At 59.5% G+C, this 20,045-nt stretch carries 20 protein-coding genes; 15 read left to right on the forward strand and 5 right to left on the reverse strand.

Going from position 1 to position 20,045, the window contains the following annotated elements:
* The 13 genes from GHO25_RS22715 to GHO25_RS22775 form a co-directional block, all read left to right on the forward strand.
* Window positions 1-1,090: glutamate-5-semialdehyde dehydrogenase (locus GHO25_RS22715; RefSeq protein WP_153392535.1), on the forward strand; the 1,090-nt coding region annotated here is incomplete at its 5' end.
* On the forward strand, window positions 1,059-1,781 hold the full coding sequence (gene nadD, locus GHO25_RS22720) for a nicotinate-nucleotide adenylyltransferase (protein ID WP_048367651.1): 723 nt from the start codon (window positions 1,059-1,061) through the stop codon (window positions 1,779-1,781). The genes GHO25_RS22715 and nadD, both read left to right, overlap by 32 nt.
* 71 nt (window positions 1,782-1,852) lie before the next feature.
* Window positions 1,853-2,347, forward strand: a complete 495-nt coding sequence (gene rsfS / locus GHO25_RS22725) for a ribosome silencing factor (RefSeq protein WP_048389663.1) — start codon at window positions 1,853-1,855, stop codon at window positions 2,345-2,347.
* A gap of 9 nt (window positions 2,348-2,356) precedes the next feature.
* Entirely contained in the window at window positions 2,357-2,824 is a 468-nt protein-coding gene (gene rlmH, locus GHO25_RS22730) for a 23S rRNA (pseudouridine(1915)-N(3))-methyltransferase RlmH (protein ID WP_003444191.1), read from the forward strand.
* Between the two features lie 15 nt (window positions 2,825-2,839).
* Entirely contained in the window at window positions 2,840-4,735 is a 1,896-nt protein-coding gene (mrdA, locus tag GHO25_RS22735; protein ID WP_123751710.1) for a penicillin-binding protein 2, read from the forward strand.
* 31 nt (window positions 4,736-4,766) lie between these two features.
* The gene (gene rodA / locus GHO25_RS22740) at window positions 4,767-5,870 is read left to right on the forward strand and encodes a rod shape-determining protein RodA (RefSeq protein ID WP_162207677.1); all 1,104 of its coding nucleotides are present in this window, start codon (window positions 4,767-4,769) and stop codon (window positions 5,868-5,870) included.
* Between the two features lie 17 nt (window positions 5,871-5,887).
* Window positions 5,888-6,898, forward strand: a complete 1,011-nt coding sequence (gene mltB / locus GHO25_RS22745; protein WP_123751712.1) for a lytic murein transglycosylase B — start codon at window positions 5,888-5,890, stop codon at window positions 6,896-6,898.
* Window positions 6,898-7,887 carry a septal ring lytic transglycosylase RlpA family protein gene (locus tag GHO25_RS22750; protein ID WP_123751713.1) on the forward strand — a complete coding sequence of 330 codons (990 nt, stop codon included), beginning with the start codon at window positions 6,898-6,900 and terminating at the stop codon, window positions 7,885-7,887. The genes mltB and GHO25_RS22750 overlap by 1 nt, the downstream gene beginning before the upstream one ends.
* An 85-nt stretch (window positions 7,888-7,972) precedes the next feature.
* On the forward strand, window positions 7,973-9,130 hold the full coding sequence (locus tag GHO25_RS22755) for a D-alanyl-D-alanine carboxypeptidase family protein (RefSeq protein ID WP_153392538.1): 1,158 nt from the start codon (window positions 7,973-7,975) through the stop codon (window positions 9,128-9,130).
* Between the two features lie 72 nt (window positions 9,131-9,202).
* The gene (locus GHO25_RS22760; protein WP_153374134.1) at window positions 9,203-9,478 is read left to right on the forward strand and encodes a DUF493 domain-containing protein; all 276 of its coding nucleotides are present in this window, start codon (window positions 9,203-9,205) and stop codon (window positions 9,476-9,478) included.
* On the forward strand, window positions 9,478-10,131 hold the full coding sequence (lipB, locus tag GHO25_RS22765; protein ID WP_153392541.1) for a lipoyl(octanoyl) transferase LipB: 654 nt from the start codon (window positions 9,478-9,480) through the stop codon (window positions 10,129-10,131). The genes GHO25_RS22760 and lipB overlap by 1 nt, the downstream gene beginning before the upstream one ends.
* 1 nt (window position 10,132) lies before the next feature.
* Window positions 10,133-11,173: a lipoyl synthase gene (gene lipA, locus GHO25_RS22770; RefSeq protein ID WP_048367635.1), complete on the forward strand. Its 1,041-nt coding sequence runs from the start codon at window positions 10,133-10,135 to the stop codon at window positions 11,171-11,173.
* 4 nt (window positions 11,174-11,177) lie between these two features.
* Window positions 11,178-12,131 carry an LD-carboxypeptidase gene (locus tag GHO25_RS22775; RefSeq protein WP_153392543.1) on the forward strand — a complete coding sequence of 318 codons (954 nt, stop codon included), beginning with the start codon at window positions 11,178-11,180 and terminating at the stop codon, window positions 12,129-12,131.
* Window positions 12,132-12,476: 345 nt separating this feature from the next.
* Here GHO25_RS22775 and GHO25_RS22780 read toward each other — a convergent pair whose 3' ends face one another.
* From GHO25_RS22780 to leuS, 5 genes are all read right to left on the reverse strand, one after another.
* Window positions 12,477-13,790: a lytic murein transglycosylase gene (locus tag GHO25_RS22780; protein ID WP_153392546.1), complete on the reverse strand. Its 1,314-nt coding sequence runs from the start codon at window positions 13,788-13,790 to the stop codon at window positions 12,477-12,479.
* A 50-nt stretch (window positions 13,791-13,840) separates the two neighbouring features.
* The gene (gene arfA / locus GHO25_RS22785; protein WP_003444166.1) at window positions 13,841-13,990 is read right to left on the reverse strand and encodes an alternative ribosome rescue factor ArfA; all 150 of its coding nucleotides are present in this window, start codon (window positions 13,988-13,990) and stop codon (window positions 13,841-13,843) included.
* A 97-nt stretch (window positions 13,991-14,087) separates the two neighbouring features.
* Window positions 14,088-15,125 carry a DNA polymerase III subunit delta gene (holA, locus tag GHO25_RS22790; protein ID WP_048367632.1) on the reverse strand — a complete coding sequence of 346 codons (1,038 nt, stop codon included), beginning with the start codon at window positions 15,123-15,125 and terminating at the stop codon, window positions 14,088-14,090.
* 47 nt (window positions 15,126-15,172) lie between these two features.
* The gene (lptE, locus tag GHO25_RS22795) at window positions 15,173-15,772 is read right to left on the reverse strand and encodes an LPS assembly lipoprotein LptE (protein WP_048367630.1); all 600 of its coding nucleotides are present in this window, start codon (window positions 15,770-15,772) and stop codon (window positions 15,173-15,175) included.
* 90 nt (window positions 15,773-15,862) lie between these two features.
* Complete coding sequence (gene leuS, locus GHO25_RS22800) at window positions 15,863-18,469, reverse strand: leucine--tRNA ligase (protein ID WP_153392549.1); 2,607 nt, start codon at window positions 18,467-18,469, stop codon at window positions 15,863-15,865.
* 233 nt (window positions 18,470-18,702) lie between these two features.
* Between leuS and GHO25_RS22805 the strand changes: the two genes are divergently transcribed.
* Together GHO25_RS22805 and GHO25_RS22810 are read left to right on the forward strand one after the other, a co-directional pair.
* Complete coding sequence (locus GHO25_RS22805; protein WP_048367627.1) at window positions 18,703-18,990, forward strand: hypothetical protein; 288 nt, start codon at window positions 18,703-18,705, stop codon at window positions 18,988-18,990.
* A 146-nt stretch (window positions 18,991-19,136) separates the two neighbouring features.
* A complete protein-coding gene (locus GHO25_RS22810; RefSeq protein ID WP_153392552.1) occupies window positions 19,137-19,898 on the forward strand; it encodes a YdcF family protein in 762 nt (253 codons plus the stop codon).
* Window positions 19,899-20,045 lie beyond the last annotated feature (147 nt).

Consider the following 20,045-nt stretch of genomic DNA (forward strand, 5'->3'; position numbering starts at 1 on the left):
GGCCAACGGCCTCGAGCCCGCGATGCTGGAGCGCCTGGCGCTGACCCCGGCACGCATCGACAGCATGATTGTCGGCTTGCGCCAAGTGGCCAGTCTGCCGGACCCCATCGGTGCCATCCGGGATATGAGCTACCGTCCATCGGGTATCCAGGTTGGCAAGATGCGCGTCCCGTTGGGTGTAGTCGGGATCATCTACGAGTCGCGTCCGAACGTGACCATCGATGCGGCCAGCTTGTGCTTGAAGTCCGGTAACGCGACCATCTTGCGCGGCGGCTCCGAGGCGATTCACTCCAACCGCGCCATTGCGATCTGCATCCAGCGAGGTCTGGCCGAAGCCGGGCTGCCGCCGGCCGTAGTGCAAGTGGTTGAAGTGACCGACCGTGCGGCCGTGGGCGCGTTGATCACCATGCCCGAGTACGTCGACGTGATCGTACCGCGTGGCGGCAAAGGCTTGATCGAGCGCGTCAGTCGTGATGCCCGTGTGCCGGTCATCAAGCACCTGGACGGTATCTGCCACGTCTACGTCAGTGCCCATGCCGACCTGCCCAAGGCTCAGCGGATTGCCTTCAATGCCAAAACCTACCGTTATGGCATCTGCGGCGCGATGGAAACCCTGCTGGTCGACCAGGCCGTGGCGGCGCAATTTTTGCCGGCCATGGCTGAACAATTTCGCGCCAAGGGCGTCGAACTGCGCGGCTGCGAACGCACCCAGGCGCTGATCGACGTGGCCCCGGCGAGCGAAGAAGACTGGCACACCGAGTACCTGGCGGCGATTTTGTCGATCCGTATCGTTGATGGCCTGGACCAGGCGATTGAGCACATCAATCACTATGGCTCCCACCACACCGACTCGATCGTGAGCGAACATCAGGGCGAATGCCGGCGTTTTATCGCCGAAGTGGACTCCAGTTCGGTGATGCTCAACGCTCCAACCTGCTTCGCAGATGGATTTGAATACGGATTGGGTGCTGAAATTGGCATTTCTACTGATAAGCTGCACGCCCGCGGCCCGGTGGGTCTCGAAGGTCTGACCTGCGAGAAGTACATCGTGGTCGGTGATGGCCAGTTGCGCGGCCAGGAGCCGAGCTGACTTGGGCGAACTTAGCCCTTCAGGCAACGTACAGGTCAGCGACGTGTTACCCCGGCGCATTGGTGTGCTGGGGGGCACGTTTGATCCGGTGCACATCGGGCATTTGCGCGGTGCGCTAGAGGTAGCGGAAATGATGGCGCTCGATGAGCTGCGCCTGACCCCCAATGCCCGGCCACCGCACCGTGACACCCCGCAGGTGTCGGCGCTCGACCGTTTGGCGATGGTTGAGTGCGCCGTCGCAGGAGTCGCTACGCTGGTAGTGGACCCACGGGAGCTGCAGCGGGACAAACCGTCCTACACCATTGATACCCTGGAGCTGATGCGGGCCGAGCTGGCCGCGGATGACCAGTTGTTTTTATTGCTGGGCTGGGACGCGTTTTGCGGCCTGCCCATGTGGCACCGCTGGGAAGAGTTGCTCCAGCATTGCCACATCCTGGTGCTACAGCGCCCGGATGCCGACAGCGAACCGCCGGATGCCTTGCGCAACCTGCTGGCAGCGCGCTCGGTAAGCGACCCGCTGGCCCTGAAGGGGCCGAGCGGACAGATTGCATTCGTCTGGCAGACACCGCTCGCGGTTTCCGCCACCCAGATCCGTCAACTGCTGGCCAGCGGTAAGTCGGTACGTTATCTGGTGCCCGACGCGGTCCTGGCCTACATCGATGCGCACGGGCTTTACCGTGCGTCGAACTAAAAAAGGCGTGTTTCAAGGCGCGATTTGACGTGTATTGAAGCCGCTGAACATACGAGCAAAACGAGTTTTATATGACAAATAAAGATGTAAGCAAAGTTAAGCGCAAAGGCACCTTCAAAAGCGCCCCGTTGCCAGTTGCCGCCCACACAGGTGAAGTACTGGCTGGCGAAGCACTGGTTAAAGTGGCTGTAGCGGCCCTGGAAGACGTCAAGGCCCAGGACATCCAGGTTATCGACGTGCGTGACAAACACAGCATCACTGACTTCATGATCATCGCCACCGGTACTTCGAACCGTCAGATCGGCGCGATGCTCGACAAGGTCCGTGAAGCCGTTAAAGCACAGGGCGTCAAGCCGCTGGGCGAAGAAGGCAAGGGCGACAGCGACTGGGTACTGCTGGATATGGACGACGTGATCGTGCACATGATGACCGCCAGCGCACGTCAGTTCTACGACCTGGAGCGTCTGTGGGCCGGTGCTGCACAAAGCCGTGCTGAAAGCGCTGCGCACCACAGCCCGGAAAACACCCATGAGCATTTCACCAAGCTCAACAAAGACCAGGAATAAGGGTTCGCTGTGCGCTTGCGTTTGATCGCTGTCGGTTCGCGTATGCCCAAGTGGGTGGAAGAAGGTTGGCACGAGTATGCCAAGCGTCTGCCATCCGAACTGGCGCTCGAACTGGTAGAAATACCGCTCAATACCCGTGGCAAGAATGCCGACGTGGCCCGGTTCATCCGTCAGGAAGGCGAGGCCATGCTGGCCAAAGTCGGCCCGGGGGAGCGGATCGTCACCCTCGAAGTGCATGGCAAGCCCTGGAGTACTGAGCAACTGGCGGTTGAACTTGACCGCTGGCGCCTCGACTCGCGTACGGTGAACTTTATGGTCGGCGGCCCGGAAGGGTTGGCGCCAGAAGTCTGCGCCCGCGCCGATCAGCGCTGGTCGCTGTCGCCGTTGACGTTGCCACACCCGTTGGTAAGGATTCTGATCGGTGAGCAGTTGTATCGCGCCTGGACGGTATTGTCCGGGCACCCTTATCACAAATAGCTCAGCGCCCCCGGAATGACCCAGCCAATTCGCCTCAAGGACCACGAAAAGGACGCACGTCTGGTGCGCAGCCGTGTCGTGGTCGGCGCACTGCTGGTGTTGGCCCTGATTTGCGTGCTGATTGCGCGTCTGTACTACCTGCAAGTGGTGCAGTACGACTATCACTCCACGCTGTCAGAGAACAACCGGGTGCATGTGCAGCCGATCCCCCCGACCCGCGGCCTGATTTATGACCGCAATGGCGTGGTGATCGCCGACAACCGTCCCAGCTTCAGCTTGACCATGACCCGCGAGCGTGCGGGTGACTGGCATCAGGTGCTCGACACCATCGTTGAGGTGTTGCAGCTCACCCCTGAAGACCGCACGTTGTTCGAAAAACGCACAAAGCAGGGGCGGCGGCCGTTTGAGCCGGTGCCGATTCTGTTCGAGCTCAATGAAGAACAAATTGCCCGGATCGCGGTTAACCAGTTCCGCTTGCCCGGGGTTGAGGTGGTCGCGCAGTTGGTTCGCCATTACCCGCAAGGAGCGCATTTTGCGCACTCGGTCGGTTATGTGGGGCGGATCAACGAGAAAGAGATCAAAACCCTCGATAAGGTTAACTACAGCGGCACCCATCATATTGGTAAAACCGGTATAGAGCGCTTCTACGAAGCCGAGCTGCATGGCCAGGTCGGCTACGAAGAGGTCGAGACCAACGCTCGCGGCCGTGTGCTGCGGGTGCTCAAGCGCACTGACCCGATCCCGGGCAAAGACATCGTTCTGAGCCTGGACATCAAGTTGCAAGAGGCGGCTGAAGAAGCCTTGGCCGGTCGGCGTGGGGCGGTGGTTGCTCTGAACCCGTTGACTGGCGAAGTGCTGGCCATGGTCAGCCAGCCGAGCTTTGACCCCAACCTGTTTGTTACCGGCATTGGTTTCAAGGCTTACGCCGAGCTGCGTGATTCCATTGACCGCCCGCTGTTCAACCGTATTTTGCGTGGCTTGTACCCGCCGGGTTCGACCATCAAACCCGCCGTGGCGATTGCCGGGCTGGACAGCGGTGTGGTGACGGCCAGTACGCGGGTGTTTGACCCCGGTTATTACCAACTGCCTAATTACGATCACAAGTACCGTAACTGGAACCGCAGCGGTGATGGCTTTGTCGATCTGGACAGCGCGATCATGCGCTCCAACGACACCTACTTCTATGACCTGGCCCACAAGTTGGGCATCGACCGTTTGTCGACCTACATGAATCAGTTCGGCATCGGTCAAAAAGTCTCCCTCGACATGTTCGAAGAGTCGGCCGGGTTGATGCCGTCCCGCGAGTGGAAGCGTGCAACCCGTCGCCAGGCCTGGTTCCCGGGTGAAACCCTGATTTTGGGGATCGGCCAAGGCTATATGCAGTCCACCCCTTTGCAGTTGGCCCAGGCCACGGCGCTGATTGCCAGCAAAGGCAAATGGAACCGTCCGCACCTGGCCAAGACCATCGAGGGCGTGCCGCCGGTAGACCCCAACCCCATGCCTGACATCGTGCTGCGCGACCCGTCCAACTGGGGCAAGGTCAACCACGCCATGCAGCAGGTAGTGCATGGCGCTCGCGGTACGGCGCGAGTCGCCGGTGTCGGCGCGCAGTACCTGATTGCGGGCAAGAGCGGTACGGCCCAGGTGGTCGCTATCAAACAAGGTGAAAAGTACGACCGGTCCAAGGTTCAGGAGCGTCACCGTGACCACGCGTTGTTCGTGGGCTTTGCCCCGGCAAATAACCCGCAGATTGCGGTCTCGGTCATGATCGAAAACGGCGAGGCCGGCAGCCGTGTGGCGTCGCCGGTGGTGCGTTCGGTCATGGATGCCTGGTTGCTCGGTGAAGACGGCAAACTCAAACCTGAATACGCCAGTGTTTCAAAGGCGGAGGCTACGGCCAATGATGAGTAATTTTGACCGCATCCTCTCCAGTGAGGATGTGATGCGTCGCCGTGCCACGCTGCTGCAGCGTCTGCACATCGACGGCCCTTTGCTGATTTTGTTGCTGACACTCGCCGCAGGCAGTTTGTTTGTACTGTATTCGGCCAGTGGTAAAAGCTGGGACCTGCTGAGCAAGCAGGCCACCTCGTTTGGTATCGGCCTGGTGTCGATGTTTGTCATCGCCCAGCTTGAACCGCGCTTTATGGCGCGCTGGGTGCCGGTCTGCTATTTGCTCGGCGTGATGTTGCTGGTGGTGGTGGACGTCATGGGCCACAACGCCATGGGCGCCACGCGCTGGATCAACATTCCGGGGGTGATTCGTTTCCAGCCCTCTGAGTTCATGAAAATCCTGATGCCCGCGACCATCGCCTGGTATCTGTCCAAGCGCACCTTGCCGCCGCAGCTCAAGCACGTGGCGGTCAGTTTGTTGCTGATCGGCATACCCTTCGGCCTGATCGTGCGTCAGCCCGACCTCGGCACCGCCTTGCTAGTGCTGGCCGGGGGCGCGTTCGTGCTGTTTATGGGTGGTTTGCGCTGGCGCTGGATCATCAGCGTACTGGCGGCTGCGATCCCGGTGGCGATTGGCATGTGGTTTTTCATCATGCACGACTACCAGAAGCAGCGAATCCTGACCTTCCTCGACCCTGAGAGCGACCCGCTGGGCACCGGTTGGAACATCATCCAGTCCAAGGCCGCCATCGGTTCGGGCGGCGTGTTCGGCAAGGGCTGGCTGCTGGGCACCCAGTCGCACCTGGACTTTCTGCCCGAGAGCCACACCGACTTCATCATTGCGGTGATGGGCGAAGAGTTCGGCCTGGTGGGCATTTGTGCGCTGTTGTTGATCTATCTGTTGTTGATTGGTCGCGGCCTGGTGATTACCGCCCAGGCGCAAACCCTGTTCGGCAAATTGCTGGCTGGCAGCTTGACCATGACCTTTTTTGTTTATGTTTTCGTCAACATCGGTATGGTCAGTGGGCTGTTGCCGGTGGTGGGCGTGCCATTGCCGTTTATTAGTTACGGCGGAACTTCGCTCGTGACGCTGCTGTCAGCGTTTGGGGTTTTGATGTCAATCCATACGCATCGCAAATGGATTGCACAAGTTTGATTAAGGTGAAGAATTCAATGCAAGCAATGCGTGGCTGGGCCGCTCGATACGCGTCGTGGATGGGCTTTTTGGGCCTGTTCGGGGCAGCGCAAGGCGCGGTGGCTGGCGACTACGATGGCTCGCCCCAAGTGGCTGAATTTGTCGGTGAGATGACCCGCGACTACGGGTTTGCCGGTGAACAGCTGATGGATGTGTTTCGTGAGGCCGAGCGGAAACAGAGCATTCTGGATGCTATTTCGCGCCCGGCCGAGCGCGTCAAACAGTGGAAAGAATACCGTCCGATGTTCCTGACCGACGCCCGCGTTGCCCGCGGTGTCGACTTCTGGCGTGAGCACGAAGCCGTGCTGGCCCGTGCCGAGAAGGAATACGGTGTGCCGGCCCAAGTGATCGTGTCGATCATCGGCGTCGAAACCTTTTACGGGCGCAATACCGGCAATTACCGGGTGATTGATGCGCTCTCGACCCTAGGCTTTGATTACCCGCCGCGCGCCGAGTTTTTCCGCAAGGAGCTGCGTGAGTTCCTGTTGCTGGCCCGTGAAGAACAAGTCGACCCGTTGAGCCTCAAAGGCTCTTACGCAGGCGCCATGGGCTTGCCGCAGTTTATGCCGAGCAGCTTTCGTGCCTATGCCGTGGACTTCGACAATGATGGCCACATCAATATCTGGAGCAACCCGGACGATGCCATCGGCAGTGTTGCCAGCTACTTCAAGCGTCATGGCTGGGTGGCGGGCGAGCCGGTAGTGGCGCGTGCCGACGTGCAGGGTGACCGCGTCGATGAAGGCTTGACCCAAGGGATTGAACCGGTCAAAACCGTTGGGGAGTTGCGAGCGTTGGGCTGGTCGAGTCATGATGCGCTGCGCGATGACATGCCGGTCACGGCGTTCCGTCTCGAAGGCGAAAATGGCCCTGAATACTGGATGGGCCTGAAGAATTTTTATGCAATCACGCGGTACAACCGTAGCGTGATGTATGCCATGGCAGTGCATCAACTGTCCGACCTGCTGGTTCAAGCACGGGGCAACAAGTAATGCCGTTTTTAGCCATTCGCACACCTCTGAAAATCGCGGCCTGCACGGCTGTCGCACTGCTGATGGTGAGCTGCTCGAGCAGCCGCACCAGCACGCCGCAAACCGCGGGGACCATCAGCGCCAAGCCTGGCCTGGACATCAACCGCGCGCACAAAGACGGCGCGCCGTGGTGGGATGTCGACGTTTCGCGTATTCCGGATGCAACGCCAACCTTGCACACCGGGCCGTACAAGGCTAACCCGTACACCGTGCTGGGCAAGTCGTATTTCCCGATCCAGGAGTCCAAGAACTACGTGGCCACAGGCACGGCGTCCTGGTACGGCACCAAGTTCCACGGGCAGAACACCGCCAACGGCGAAGTGTATGACCTGTACGGCATGAGCGCGGCGCACAAAACGCTGCCACTGCCCAGTTACGTTAAAGTGACCAACCTGGACAACGGCAAGGCTGTGGTATTGCGAGTTAACGACCGTGGGCCGTTCTATTCAGACCGCATCATTGACTTGTCTTACGCCGCCGCCAAAAAGCTCGGCTATGCCGAAACCGGTACGGCCCGCGTCAAGGTAGAAGGCATTGACCCGCAAGCCTGGTGGGCTGCGCGAGGCCGTCCGGCGCCTTTGATGCTCAACGAGCCGCAAGTGGCGCAAGCTGCTGCCGCGCCGACGGTTTCAACAGGCAAGGTCGAACAATGGACGCCGCCACCGCAACAGCACGCGTCTGATGTCATACCGCCTGTAGCGGTGCACAAGGGCCAGGGCACCTATTTGCAAGTTGGCGCATTCGCCAATCCTGATGCGGCCGAGTTGCTTCGTTCCAAACTCAGTGGCATGGTCAGCGCCCCTGTGTTTATCAGCTCGATTGTGCGCAATCAGCAAACCCTTCATCGTGTGCGCATGGGGCCGATTGCCTCGGCCGGTGAAGTGCAACAAACGCAAAACAGCGTGCGTCTGGCCAATTTGGGCCAGCCGAGCGTTGTGACCGATCAGTAACACTGAACACGTGGCAGCCCGTCACACGGCTGTCAAAAAGTTTTGCCCGCGAGGGTAAGGTTCCATTAGCAAACTCGAGAGACGGATGAACATCACCACCTTTGCCAAACGCCTGTGCCTGCTTGTACCGCTGATCGTCACTCCTGCCGCCTGGGCAGCCGAGATGATGCCGTCGCCGCCACAGCTGGCCGCCAAATCCTACGTTCTGATGGATGCCAACAGCGGTAACGTGCTGGTGGAGAACAACGGTGATCAGCGTCTGCCTCCGGCCAGCTTGACCAAGCTGATGACCGCTTACATCGCGACTCTGGAAATCCGTCGTGGCCAGATCGGCGAGAACGACCCGGTAACCGTCAGCGAAAACGCCTGGCGCACCGGCGGTTCGCGTATGTTCATCAAGGTCGGCAGCCAAGTGTCGGTCAGCGACCTGTTGCACGGCATCATCATTCAGTCGGGTAACGACGCCAGCGTTGCGCTGTCCGAGCACATCGCCGGCAGCGAAGACGCCTTCGCTGACATGATGAACAAAACCGCTGGCGACCTGGGCATGTCCAACAGCCACTTCATGAACCCGACCGGCCTGCCAAACCCGGAGCACTACTCGTCGGCTCACGACATGTCGCTGCTGGCTCGCGCCATCATTCACGAAGACCCGACTCACTACGCGATCTACTCGCAGAAAGAGTTCTTCTGGAACGGTATCAAGCAGCCTAACCGTAACTTGTTGCTGTGGCGTGACAAGACCGTTGATGGTCTGAAAACCGGTCACACCGACGAAGCCGGCTACTGCATGGTGTCTTCGGCGGTACGTGACGGCATGCGCCTGATCGCCGTGGTATTCGGCACCAACAGCGAAGCAGCACGTGCGGCTGAAACCCAGAAGCTGCTGACCTACGGCTTCCGTTTCTTCGAAACCCAGACCTTCTACCAGAAGGGCGCGGAGCTGGCTCAAGCGCCAGTCTGGAAAGGCACCACTCACCAGGTTAAAGCTGGCCTGGCCGATGACCTGAGCCTGACCCTGCCTAAAGGCCAATTGAAAAAGCTGGCGGCGAGCATGACCATGAACCCGCAGCTGATGGCCCCTATCGCTAAAGGTGATGTAATCGGCAAGGTTGAAGTCAAACTGGACGACAAAGTTATCCACAGCGCTGACTTGATCGCGCTGGAGCCGGTTGAGGAAGGTGGCATTTTCCGCCGTGTGTGGGATAGCATCCGTCTATTCTTCTTTGGGCTGTTCAACTGATTTAACCCACCCTGCGTGGCCCCTTGCTGAGTGTGCAGGGGGCCGCTCTGTAGTTCCCGAGGCCAATACGCCATGACCGATACCGAAGTAAAGGCGCCAAAGATCGAATTTCCTCAAACTGACTATCCGGTTAAGGTGATCAGTGACACGGGTGTGGGCAACAAAGACAAGATCATTGATATCGTCAAGAAACACGCGACGATCAATGATGCGCGTGTTGACGAGCGTCAGAGCACCAACGGCAAATACACCACGATTCAGTTGCACATCGTTGCGACCGATCAAGACCAGCTGTACAACATCAACAGCGAGCTGCGAGCCACTGGCTTCGTGCACATGGTGCTGTGATGCCGCAGATCTTGGGTATTCGCGATTTGGGTGTGCTCGATTACGAGCGCACCTGGCTGGCGATGCAACGTTTCACCGACCAACGCAAGCTCACGCCGGACACGCAAGACGAGGTCTGGCTGGTGCAGCATCCGCCGGTGTTTACCCAAGGTCAGGCGGGCAAGGCCGAACATCTGTTGTTGCCGGGGGATATCCCGGTGGTTAAATCGGACCGCGGCGGGCAAGTGACCTATCACGGGCCCGGCCAGTTGGTCGCTTACCTGTTGCTGGATGTGCGCCGTCTCGGTTTTGGCGTGCGTGAGCTGGTCAGCCGCATGGAGCTTTGCCTGATCGAGCTGCTGGCCACCTATGGCGTGACTGCAGCGGCCAAGCCCGATGCGCCCGGCGTGTATGTCGACGGTGCGAAAATCGCATCCCTGGGCCTGCGCATTCGCAACGGTTGCTCTTTCCACGGTCTGGCCCTGAATGTGGACATGGACCTGGAACCGTTTCGACGGATTAACCCCTGTGGTTATGCGGGGCTGGCAATGACCCAGTTGCGTGACCATGCAGGGCCGATTGATTTTGCCGAGGTAGGTGTCCAGCTGCGTACGCAGCTCGTCAAACACCTCGACTATGCTGAGCAGACGACCCTAACGGGCGGAATCGACTGATATGACTACTGCGCAAGACGCTGTTCAAACCCTGATCCCGACGCTGGATATCTCCGAACGTGTGGCCCGTGCGCAAGAGGCCCGTTCCAAGGTTGAGACTGGCGTTAAATTGCGCGGTGCCGAAAAGGTTGCGCGTATCCCGGTAAAAATCATTCCGACCACCGAGCTGCCGAAGAAGCCAGACTGGATTCGCGTGCGCATTCCGGTGTCGCCGGAAGTCGACCGCATCAAGGCGTTGCTGCGTAAACACAAGCTGCACAGTGTGTGCGAAGAAGCCTCCTGCCCGAACCTGGGTGAGTGTTTCTCGGGCGGTACTGCAACGTTCATGATCATGGGTGACATCTGCACCCGTCGTTGCCCGTTCTGCGACGTAGGCCATGGCCGTCCAAAACCACTGGACACCAACGAGCCGGATAACCTGGCCGTTGCCATTGCCGACTTGCGCTTGAAATACGTGGTGATCACCTCGGTAGACCGTGATGACCTGCGTGACGGCGGTGCTCAGCACTTTGCCGACTGCATCCGTGAAATCCGTCGCCTGTCGCCGAACGTCGTGCTCGAAACCCTGGTTCCTGACTACCGTGGCCGCATGGACATCGCGCTGGAAATCACCGCCGCCGAGCCGCCGGATGTGTTCAACCACAACCTCGAAACCGTGCCTCGCCTGTACAAGGCTGCGCGCCCGGGTTCTGACTACCAGTGGTCGCTGACCCTGCTGCAACGCTTCAAACAAATGATGCCGCACATTCCCACCAAGTCCGGCTTGATGCTGGGTCTGGGTGAGACCGATGACGAAGTCATTGAAGTGATGCAGCGCATGCGTGAACACGACATCGACATGCTGACCCTGGGCCAATACCTGCAACCGTCGCGCAGCCACTTGCCGGTGCAGCGTTTTGTGCACCCGGATACCTTCGCCTGGTTCGCCGAAGAAGGTTACAAAATGGGCTTCAAAAACGTCGCCTCCGGCCCGCTGGTACGTTCTTCGTACCACGCAGACGAGCAAGCCAAACTGGTTAAAGACATGTTGGTAGGTTCCTGAAACCATGAATAGCCGGTTCGCTGCGCCTGTGTCGTTTACTACTCACAGCGCAGTGCCCGCGCTGCCTGCTGGCGGGGTGATCGGTGTGATCGCCCCGGCTGGCCCCTCCGAATTCGATCTGCACAGTGCAACCCGATGGATGGAAACCCGTGGCTATCAGCTCAAGGTGTTTCCAGGCGTCTGGGAGAAAGACGGCTACCTGGCCGGTTCCGATGCTGTGCGCTTGCGTGACCTGCACGATGCTTTTGCCGACGATAGTGTGGATGCCATTCTGTGCATGCGCGGTGGCTATGGCTGCACGCGCTTTCTCGAACACATCGATTTTGAGCTGCTCAGACGCCATCCCAAGCCGTTTGTGGGCTATAGCGACATCACCGCGCTGCATTTGGCGATCACTCGTTACGCGGGCTTTGTGACCTTTCACGGGGCCATGCTGAATGCGGACCTGCTCGGCAACAAACAGCCGCCAACAGAATCTTCCTTGCTGCGCATGCTCAGCGGGCAACAACCGGCGTTGCTGGAGCACCCTGCGGCGTACCCGCTGACCACCCTTGCGCCGGGCAGTGCCAGCGGCCGCTTGCTGGGCGGCAACCTGTCGATGATCTGCGCCACCATCGGCACGGCGTTTGAGCTGGACGATCAGGGCATCATCTTGTTTATCGAAGACGTCAACGAACCGTTATATCGGGTCGACCGTCTGCTCACCCATCTGCGCCACGCGAGCAAGCTTGGGCGGGTGCGCGGAGTGTTGGTGGGGGATTTTGCCGGGGTCGATGTTTCGCGGTTGGAGCTGTTGCTCAAGCAAGAACTGGGGCCGCTGAATATCCCCGTGCTGGCGGGCTGGCGCAGCGGCCATTGCGACCCGAACATCACCTTGCCGATGGGCGCGCACGTGCGTCTGGATGCCGATAAGCAGCAGCTAGTGCTTGAACAGGCCGTGGTAACGGCTCAAACCTGACTTTGTCCCTCGCGACTTTTTAAAAGATCAAAAGATCGCGAGGCAAGCTCGCTCCTACAGGTTTTTTGTTGTTAACCCCGCATGCTGCGATCTTTTGACGTTAAAGATCAACAGATCGCAGCCTCCGGCAGCTCCTATCAAACACAAAATAACTTATTGATTCTAAAGGCCCTGTAGGAGCGAGCTTGCCTCGCGATCTTTTGATCTTGATCTAAGAGCCCCCTCACCCTAGCCCTCTCCCGAAGGAGAGGGAACCGATTGGGGGATGTTGAAGATACTCGCTGTCCTGTTTGCTGCGCGACAGCGCGGCGTCGAAGACGGGGCGGCAGCTCCACAGGTAATGGGTTATTGGCTGCGCAAACGCTCGAGCAGTTTATGCGTCGGGTAGCCATCGGCGGGCCAGCCAAAAGCTTGTTGCGCACTGCGAATCGCTTTACGGGTATTGGCGCCAATAATGCCGTCAGGGTTGCCCGCATCGAAGTTGCGCTGGCTCAGCAGGGTCTGCAACTCCATGCGCTCGGTGCGGCTCAGGGGCAGGTCGTCTTTTGGCCAGTCGCCCACTATCACCCCGCCGCCATTGAAGCGTTGCGACAGCAAGCCCACCGCCAAGGCATACGATGACGAATTGTTGTAACGCAAAATGGCGCGGAAGTTATCCAGCACCAAAAACGCCGGGCCACGGTAGCCAGCCGGCAACAACAATGTGGCGCTGAGTTCTTCGGCCCCGGCAGGTGCCTGGGTGCCAGCCGGCAGTGTTACGCCGAGCTTGCGCCATTCACTCACGCTTTTGCGCACCGCACCGTCGGCCAGCGCGTAATCGAACCCGTCAGGCAACTGAACCTCAAAGCCCCACGGCTGGCCTTGCTTCCAGCCTGAGCTTTGCAGGTAGTGGGCGGTCGAGGCCAGGGCGTCGGCTGAGCTGTTCCAGATGTCGCGACGACCATCGCCGTCGAAATCCACAGCGTGGGTTTCATAGGTGGTCGGGATGAACTGGGTCTGGCCCATGGCGCCCGCCCAGGAGCCGAGCATCTTGTCCGGCGTGACATCGCCTTCCTGAATGATCTTGAGCGCGGCAATCAGTTGGCTTTGGGCGAACTCCGGGCGACGGCCTTCGTAGGCGAGGGTGGCCAGTGAGCGAATCACCGACTTGTTGCCCTGGAAGGTGCCAAAGTTGCTTTCCATGCCCCATACCGACACCAGCGCCCGGCGGTCAACACCGTAGCGTTGCTCGATGCGGCCCAGCAGTTCGGCGTTTTGCTCCAGCAGGCGCTGGCCGTTACGAACGCGCAAAGGTGACAGGGCACCGTCGAGGTACTCCCAGACCGGGCGGCTGAATTCAGGTTGGCTGCGGTCGGCCTTGATCACGCTCATGTCGGGCGTGACGCCGTTGAACGCGTTATCGAAAATAGTCGGCGAGATCCCGGCACTCAGCGCTTGCACGCGGAAATTGGCCAGCCATTGGTCAAAGCTCTGAGCGGGCTGAATGTCGGGCATGTCAGTGCTGGCGGCATTGGTGATAACCACCGGCGCGGCAGGCGGGACAGGCAAAGGCTGGGCATCGGCTGCGGTGGGTTTTTCTGCGCAGGCGACTAACAAGATGACGCTGGAAAAAGCAATCAGTTGGCGCATCGGCCAACGGTGTGAAGAACTTAAAGACATGCGCAGGTCCACGAAATGCAAATCAGATGCAGACCTTATCATCCCCGCTGTCAGGCAGCCAGAAAGTAAAAAGCCTCCCGGTCTCTCGACTGGAAGGCTTCGCGGCGGTAGCTGCCTTTGCCTTTGGCGGGGCGTTCCTGGCGGCTGCGGAACAGGGGTTGGGCAACAATGGACTTGGCCTTGTTGGGGCGCTTGCTCATGGCTTTATTCTCGCTGGGTTAGAAAAGGCTCAATATGAACGAGCGCAGATCATCGGCCAGTTTTTTTGAGTTGTCCAGTGCGCCCCCGCGTTGTGGATTACTCCGCTGGCAAATTCAGACGTTGCCCACACATTAGCAGCGTTAATCGGCTCAGGCTGCTCCAGGCTGACCCGGCGGCCTGGCCTTTGATCTGAGCATCAATGCGTTGCGCATCCATCAACAACTGGGCCCAACGTTGCGCCGAATAACGTTGCAACGCTTTGCTCATGAGCGGTTTGCGCTTGTCCCAGACCGGTGGGCGGGCCTGGCTGAAGGCTTTGTCCAGCGGGATGCCCTGGCTGTATTGCAGGGCAATGTTGGCCAGCACCCGTAACTCACGGGCCAGCGCCCACAAAATGACCGGTGGCTCGACGCCTTCGCCGCGCAGGCCTTCGAGCATGCGCAGGGCATGCGCCGCTTCGCCATTGAGCACTGCATCGACCAAGCCGAACACATCAAAGCGCGCGCTGTCAGCCACCGCAGCCTGCACGGTTTCGACGGTGATCTGGCCATCTTCGGCCATCAGCTTGAGCTTTTCGACTTCTTGGGCTGCCGCCAGCAGGTTGCCTTCAACCCGAGCGGCGATGAGTTCGACAGCGTCCTGGCTGGCGGCCAGCCCGGCTTGTGACAGGCGCTGACGAATCCATTGCGGCAACTGGTTGGCGTCCACCGGCCAGATCTGCAAGAACTGGGTCTGCGGGCCTTCAATCAGGGCTTTGCCCCATTTGGTCTTTTGCGCACTGCCATCGAGCTTGGGCAGGCTGATCAGTAGCAAGGTGTCTTCGGCCGGGCGCGAGCAATATTCGATCAGGGCCGCAGCGCCTTTGTCGCCGGGTTTTCCGGAAGGCAGGCGCAATTCCAGCAGGCGCCGTTCGGCAAACAGCGACATGCTGGCACCCGCTTGCAGCAGCGTGCCCCAGTCAAAGCTGGCGTCGGCGCTAAACACTTGGCGCTCATCAAAGCCCTGCTGGCGGGCAGCCGTGCGGATGGCGTCGGCAGCTTCCTGGCACAACAGCGGGTCATCGCCGCTGATGATGTAGACCGGCGACAGGCTGCCTTGCAGGTGTTTGGTGAGTTGAGCGGGGGCGAGTTTCATAGGGGCTAGATAGATGACGGGGCGCTTGAGCGCCCCGTATCCCTTACTTATGGCAGTTCGAGTGGCGACTGCTGAGGGGTTTCGGCTTCAGCTTTTTGCTGGGCTTCCAGGGCTGCCGCTTCTGCACGGGCCTTTTCGTCGGCCAGTGTTTGCAGCTCGGCCAGACGTGCCGGAGTCAGTTGCTCAAGGCGCAGCAGGACTTGCTGAACCAGGTCGCGGTCGAGTTCCTTGCGGACCATCGAGGCTTCCTGAGTGCTACCCGCGATGTTGCCACTGTCTTGCATGAAGAACTTGCGAGCTTCAACTTTGTTCTCGAGCAACACCAGGTTGTTGTCACCTTTGATCTGGTAGTTCAAGACCTTGGTCAGTTCGTACTCAGCGGTCGAGCCGGTGCCGGTGTAGCTGGCAGCGCGCTGGTTTTCTTGCTCATTGTTCAATACGAGCTTGTACGGTGCTGCGTCGGTGATTTTAACGCCGCTGCCTTCCAGCGCCAGGCGCAGGTCGCGAACGGTTTGGCCGTAAGCATCACGGGCGCTGAGGCCCAGCTCGGTAATGGTCAGTTGGTTGGTGCCGGTACCGCGCAGCTGGAAGCCGCAGGCACTCAACAGAACAGCGAGACCCATCACCAGCAAGTTGCGTTTGATCATGTGTAGCTCCCCTTGAAACCAGGTAGGTCGGCATGGCGACCCGAAAGGTTTTAATGGGCGCCCGGCTCAAAGGCCGGGCGCCTGTTCCAATTAGCTGGCGACGATGTTGACCAATTTACCCGGTACCACGATCACTTTGCGGATCGTCAGGCCTTCGGTAAAGCGCAGCACGTTTTCGTTGGTGCGGGCAGCCGCCTCAACCTCTTCACGGCTGGCAGCCGCAGGCATTTCGATGTGACCGCGCAGTTTGCCGTTCACCTGAATAACCAGCTGCAGGGTGTCTTGCACCAGTGCGCTTTCATCCAGGGTTGGCCAAGCGGCGTCAATGATTGCCGTGGCGTGACCCAACTGGCCCCACAGCACGTGGCTGATGTGCGGCGTGATCGGCGCGAGAATCAAGGCAACCGTCTCAAGACCTTCCTGCAGCAGGGCGCGGTCCTGTTCGGTGGCTTGCGGTGCTTTTTCGAGCACGTTCATCACGGTCATTACCTGGGCAACGGCGGTGTTGAATTTGTGATGCTGGCCGACGTCCTGGCTGGCTTGCTTGATGGCCTGGTGAATGGCACGGCGAATGATTTTTTGCTCGTCGTTCAGGCCGGCAACATCCAGCGCGCCCGGCAGGCCTTGGCCTACGTGAGCGTGGGCCAGGCGCCATACGCGCTTGAGGAAGCGGTGCGCACCCTCAACACCGGCATCCGACCATTCCAGGCTGGCGTCAGGTGGCGAGGCGAACATCATGAACAGACGGCAGGTGTCTGCGCCGTATTGCTCAATCATGGACTGAGGGTCGACGCCGTTGTTCAGCGACTTGGACATTTTTTGCGAACCGCCGATTTCAACCGGCAGGCCGTCAGACTTCAGCGTGGCGCCGATGATCTTGGCCTTGGCGTCGCGCTCGACTTCTACGTCGTCCGGGTTGAAGTAGTCCTTGCCACCGTTGTCCAGGGTACGGAAATAGGTGTCAGCGATAACCATGCCCTGGGTCAGCAGGTTCTTGAACGGCTCGTTGGAGCTGACCAGACCTTCGTCGCGCATCAGTTTGTGGAAGAAGCGCGCGTACAGCAGGTGCAAGATCGCGTGTTCGATACCGCCGATGTACTGGTCGACCGGCAACCAGTGGTCAGCCGCCTTGCGTTCTACCAGGCCACCGTCGAAGTGCGGCGAAGCATAGCGCGCGTAGTACCACGACGATTCGACGAAGGTGTCCATCGTGTCGGTTTCGCGTTTGGCCGGTGCGCCACATTTAGGGCAGCTGCACTCGTAGAACTCAGGCATGCGCGCCAATGGCGAACCGGCGCCATCGGGTACGACGTCTTCTGGCAATACGACCGGCAGTTGGTCTTCCGGGACCGGCACGTCACCGCAGGTGTCGCAGTGCACGATCGGGATCGGGCAGCCCCAATAGCGCTGGCGGCTGATGCCCCAGTCACGCAGACGGAACTGGGTGCGCGACTGGCCCAGGTGCTTGGCGGTCAGGGCGGCTTCGATGGCATCGAATGCAGCCTGGAAGTCCAGCCCGTCGAATTCGCCGGAGTTGATCAGCGGGCCGTGTTCGCCGTAAGCGGCCTGCCACGGTGCTGGCGACTCATCGCCTGCGCTGGTGCGGACAACGGCCTTGATCGGCAGGTTGTACTTGGTGGCGAATTCGAAATCACGCTCGTCGTGCGCCGGCACTGCCATTACAGCGCCATCGCCGTAATGCATCAGTACGTAGTTGGCGACCCAAACCGGGAGCTTTTCACCGGTCAGTGGGTGTTCCACGAACAGCGAGGTGGGCAGGCCCTTTTTCTCTTGGGTCGCCACGTCGGCTTCGGCAACGCTGCCGCCTTTGCATTCAGCGATAAACGCTTGCAGTTCAGGGTTGTTTTGCGCTGCCAGGGTGGCCAGCGGGTGTTCTGCCGCCACGGCCACGTAAGTGGCGCCCATCAGGGTGTCTGGACGGGTGGTGAAGACTTTGAGTGCGCCCGCTTCGCCGATGGAAGCCTGGTCGTAGGGGAACTGCACTTCCATGCCACGGGATTTGCCAATCCAATTGCGTTGCATGGTTTTGACTTGCTCCGGCCAGCCGGGCATGTCGTCGAGGCTTTCAAGCAGCTCATCCGCGTAAGCGGTGATCTTGAAGTAGTACATCGGGATTTCGCGTTTTTCGATCAGCGCGCCCGAACGCCAGCCGCGGCCGTCGATCACTTGTTCGTTGGCCAGAACGGTCTGGTCGACCGGGTCCCAGTTCACGGTGCCGTTTTTACGGTAGATAACGCCTTTTTCGAACAGGCGGGTGAACAGCCACTGTTCCCAGCGGTAGTAATCAGGCTTGCAGGTGGTGATCTCGCGGGACCAGTCCACCGCCAGACCCAGGCTGCACAGCTGGGTTTTCATGTAAGCGATGTTGTCGTAGGTCCACTTGGCCGGGGCGACTTTGTTTTTCATCGCCGCGTTTTCAGCCGGCATGCCGAAAGCGTCCCAGCCCATGGGTTGCAGAACGTTTTTGCCGAGCATGCGCTGGTAGCGCGAGATCACGTCACCGATGGTGTAGTTGCGCACGTGCCCCATGTGTAGCTTGCCGCTTGGGTACGGGAACATCGATAGGCAGTAGTAGGTTTCTTTGCCTAGATCTTCGCTGACTTCGAAGGACTTTTGGTTGTCCCAGAATGATTGGGCGGCGGCTTCTATTTCACGGGGTTGATATTGTTCGTGCATGGCTACTTGTACTAATGAAGGGTGGCCTAATCCTCTTCAACTCACGCGGACATTTTTGTTGCCCGGTCAGGTTGGAGCAGGGGTTACAGGAAGTCCCGTAGCATACATGACCCCACTCTATCGAGGGAAACCCTGATTGCCTCATCGCTCCGTTGGTCGCAGCGGCGCGCTGGTTTTAGCAGCGCAGCTACGCTGTTGGTGGGGGGAAGAAACTTCCTTAATGAGGTGGACGGATGGTTGAGTCGCAATACAAGGCTATAAATTCGGAGGTGTTCGAGCGGCTGATTGATCGTTTGAGTGTGGCTCTTGATTCAGCAAAGACGGCAGTGCGACTGAGAAACGAACGTCCTGCCGAATTGGAATTGCGTGGTTTGAGTCGTGCCGAGTTGGAGTTGATCAACGTTTATTTAAACCGGATCGGGCGTGAGGCTGATGAACGCCTGCAAGGCAGCAGTACTGAGCAAAAAGCCCCTCAGACAGCCAAGGTCATCTGGCTCAAAGACAGGGTTAAGGGTAAGTAGGCCGGCGCGACGATCCAGGTCGGGCCCACGTGAAGAGCGGCATTTCCTCAGGGTTGAGGTAACACGGGTTGTGATTGAGTTTTGGCCAGCCCTGTTGATGCCTCCCTTCAACCCCCTTAGGCTTCGGGCATCTATGGAGATGCTCGATGCCTTTTCGCTACTTTGTTAAACAACTTCTATTGCCTCCGGGCATCCTTCTTTTGTTCCTGCTGGCGGCCTGGTGGCTGCGCCATTCGCGTCCGCGTCTGGCCGGTGCGCTGTTTGCCGTGGGCCTTGGCGGCTTATGGTTGATGAGCTTGCCGGTGATGGTGGAATGGAGCGCCCGCGCCATTGAGCGCGAGCCTGCGCTAGCCCCAAGCGAGTGGTCGAGCTTGTCTGAGCGCGCCGATGCCATTGTGCTGCTGGGCTCCGGGCGTGAGCGCGGCGATCCGGCGTGGGGCAGCGATCAGCCCACCGGGATCGGCCTGGAACGCCAGCGTTATGCGGCGCAACTGGCCAAAGCTTCGGGGTTGCCGGTGCTGGTCACGGGCGGCTTGCACTACGGCACCCCGCCGAGCGAGGCGCAGATAATGGCCGACTCGTTGCGCGAAAATTCGGGGGTTGAGGTTCGCTGGAAAGAAGAACGCAGCCGCACCACGTGGGAAAACGCGCAAATGAGTGCCGAAATTCTGTTGCCGCAGGGCATCAAGCGCGTGGTGGTGGTTACCCAAGCGTGGCACATGCCGCGTTCGGTGTGGAGTTTTGAAAAGGCGGGGTTTGAGGTTGTGCCTGCACCGGTCGGCTTTTTAAGCGTCGACAACGCCAGGCCGCTGGGCGGCTGGATGCCGGAGTACAAGTCGTTTTGGCAGTCCGGGCTGTTGCTCAACGAAGCCGTCGGGCAGATTGCCTACCCGTTGTTTTACCGCTAAGTGCGCCTCGCGATCTTTTGATCTTTAAAAGATCGCGAGGCAAGCTCGCTCCTATGTATGGACTCGCCCCCCACTGTCAACCCGCTTTTGCCCACTGACACCCGGCTGCATCTATGTATAAGGCCTATTCTAGGAAGCCATAATCGG

It is taken from the genome of Pseudomonas sp. FSL R10-1350, assembly GCF_009600525.1.
In the GTDB taxonomy this organism is placed as follows: domain Bacteria; phylum Pseudomonadota; class Gammaproteobacteria; order Pseudomonadales; family Pseudomonadaceae; genus Aquipseudomonas; species Aquipseudomonas helleri.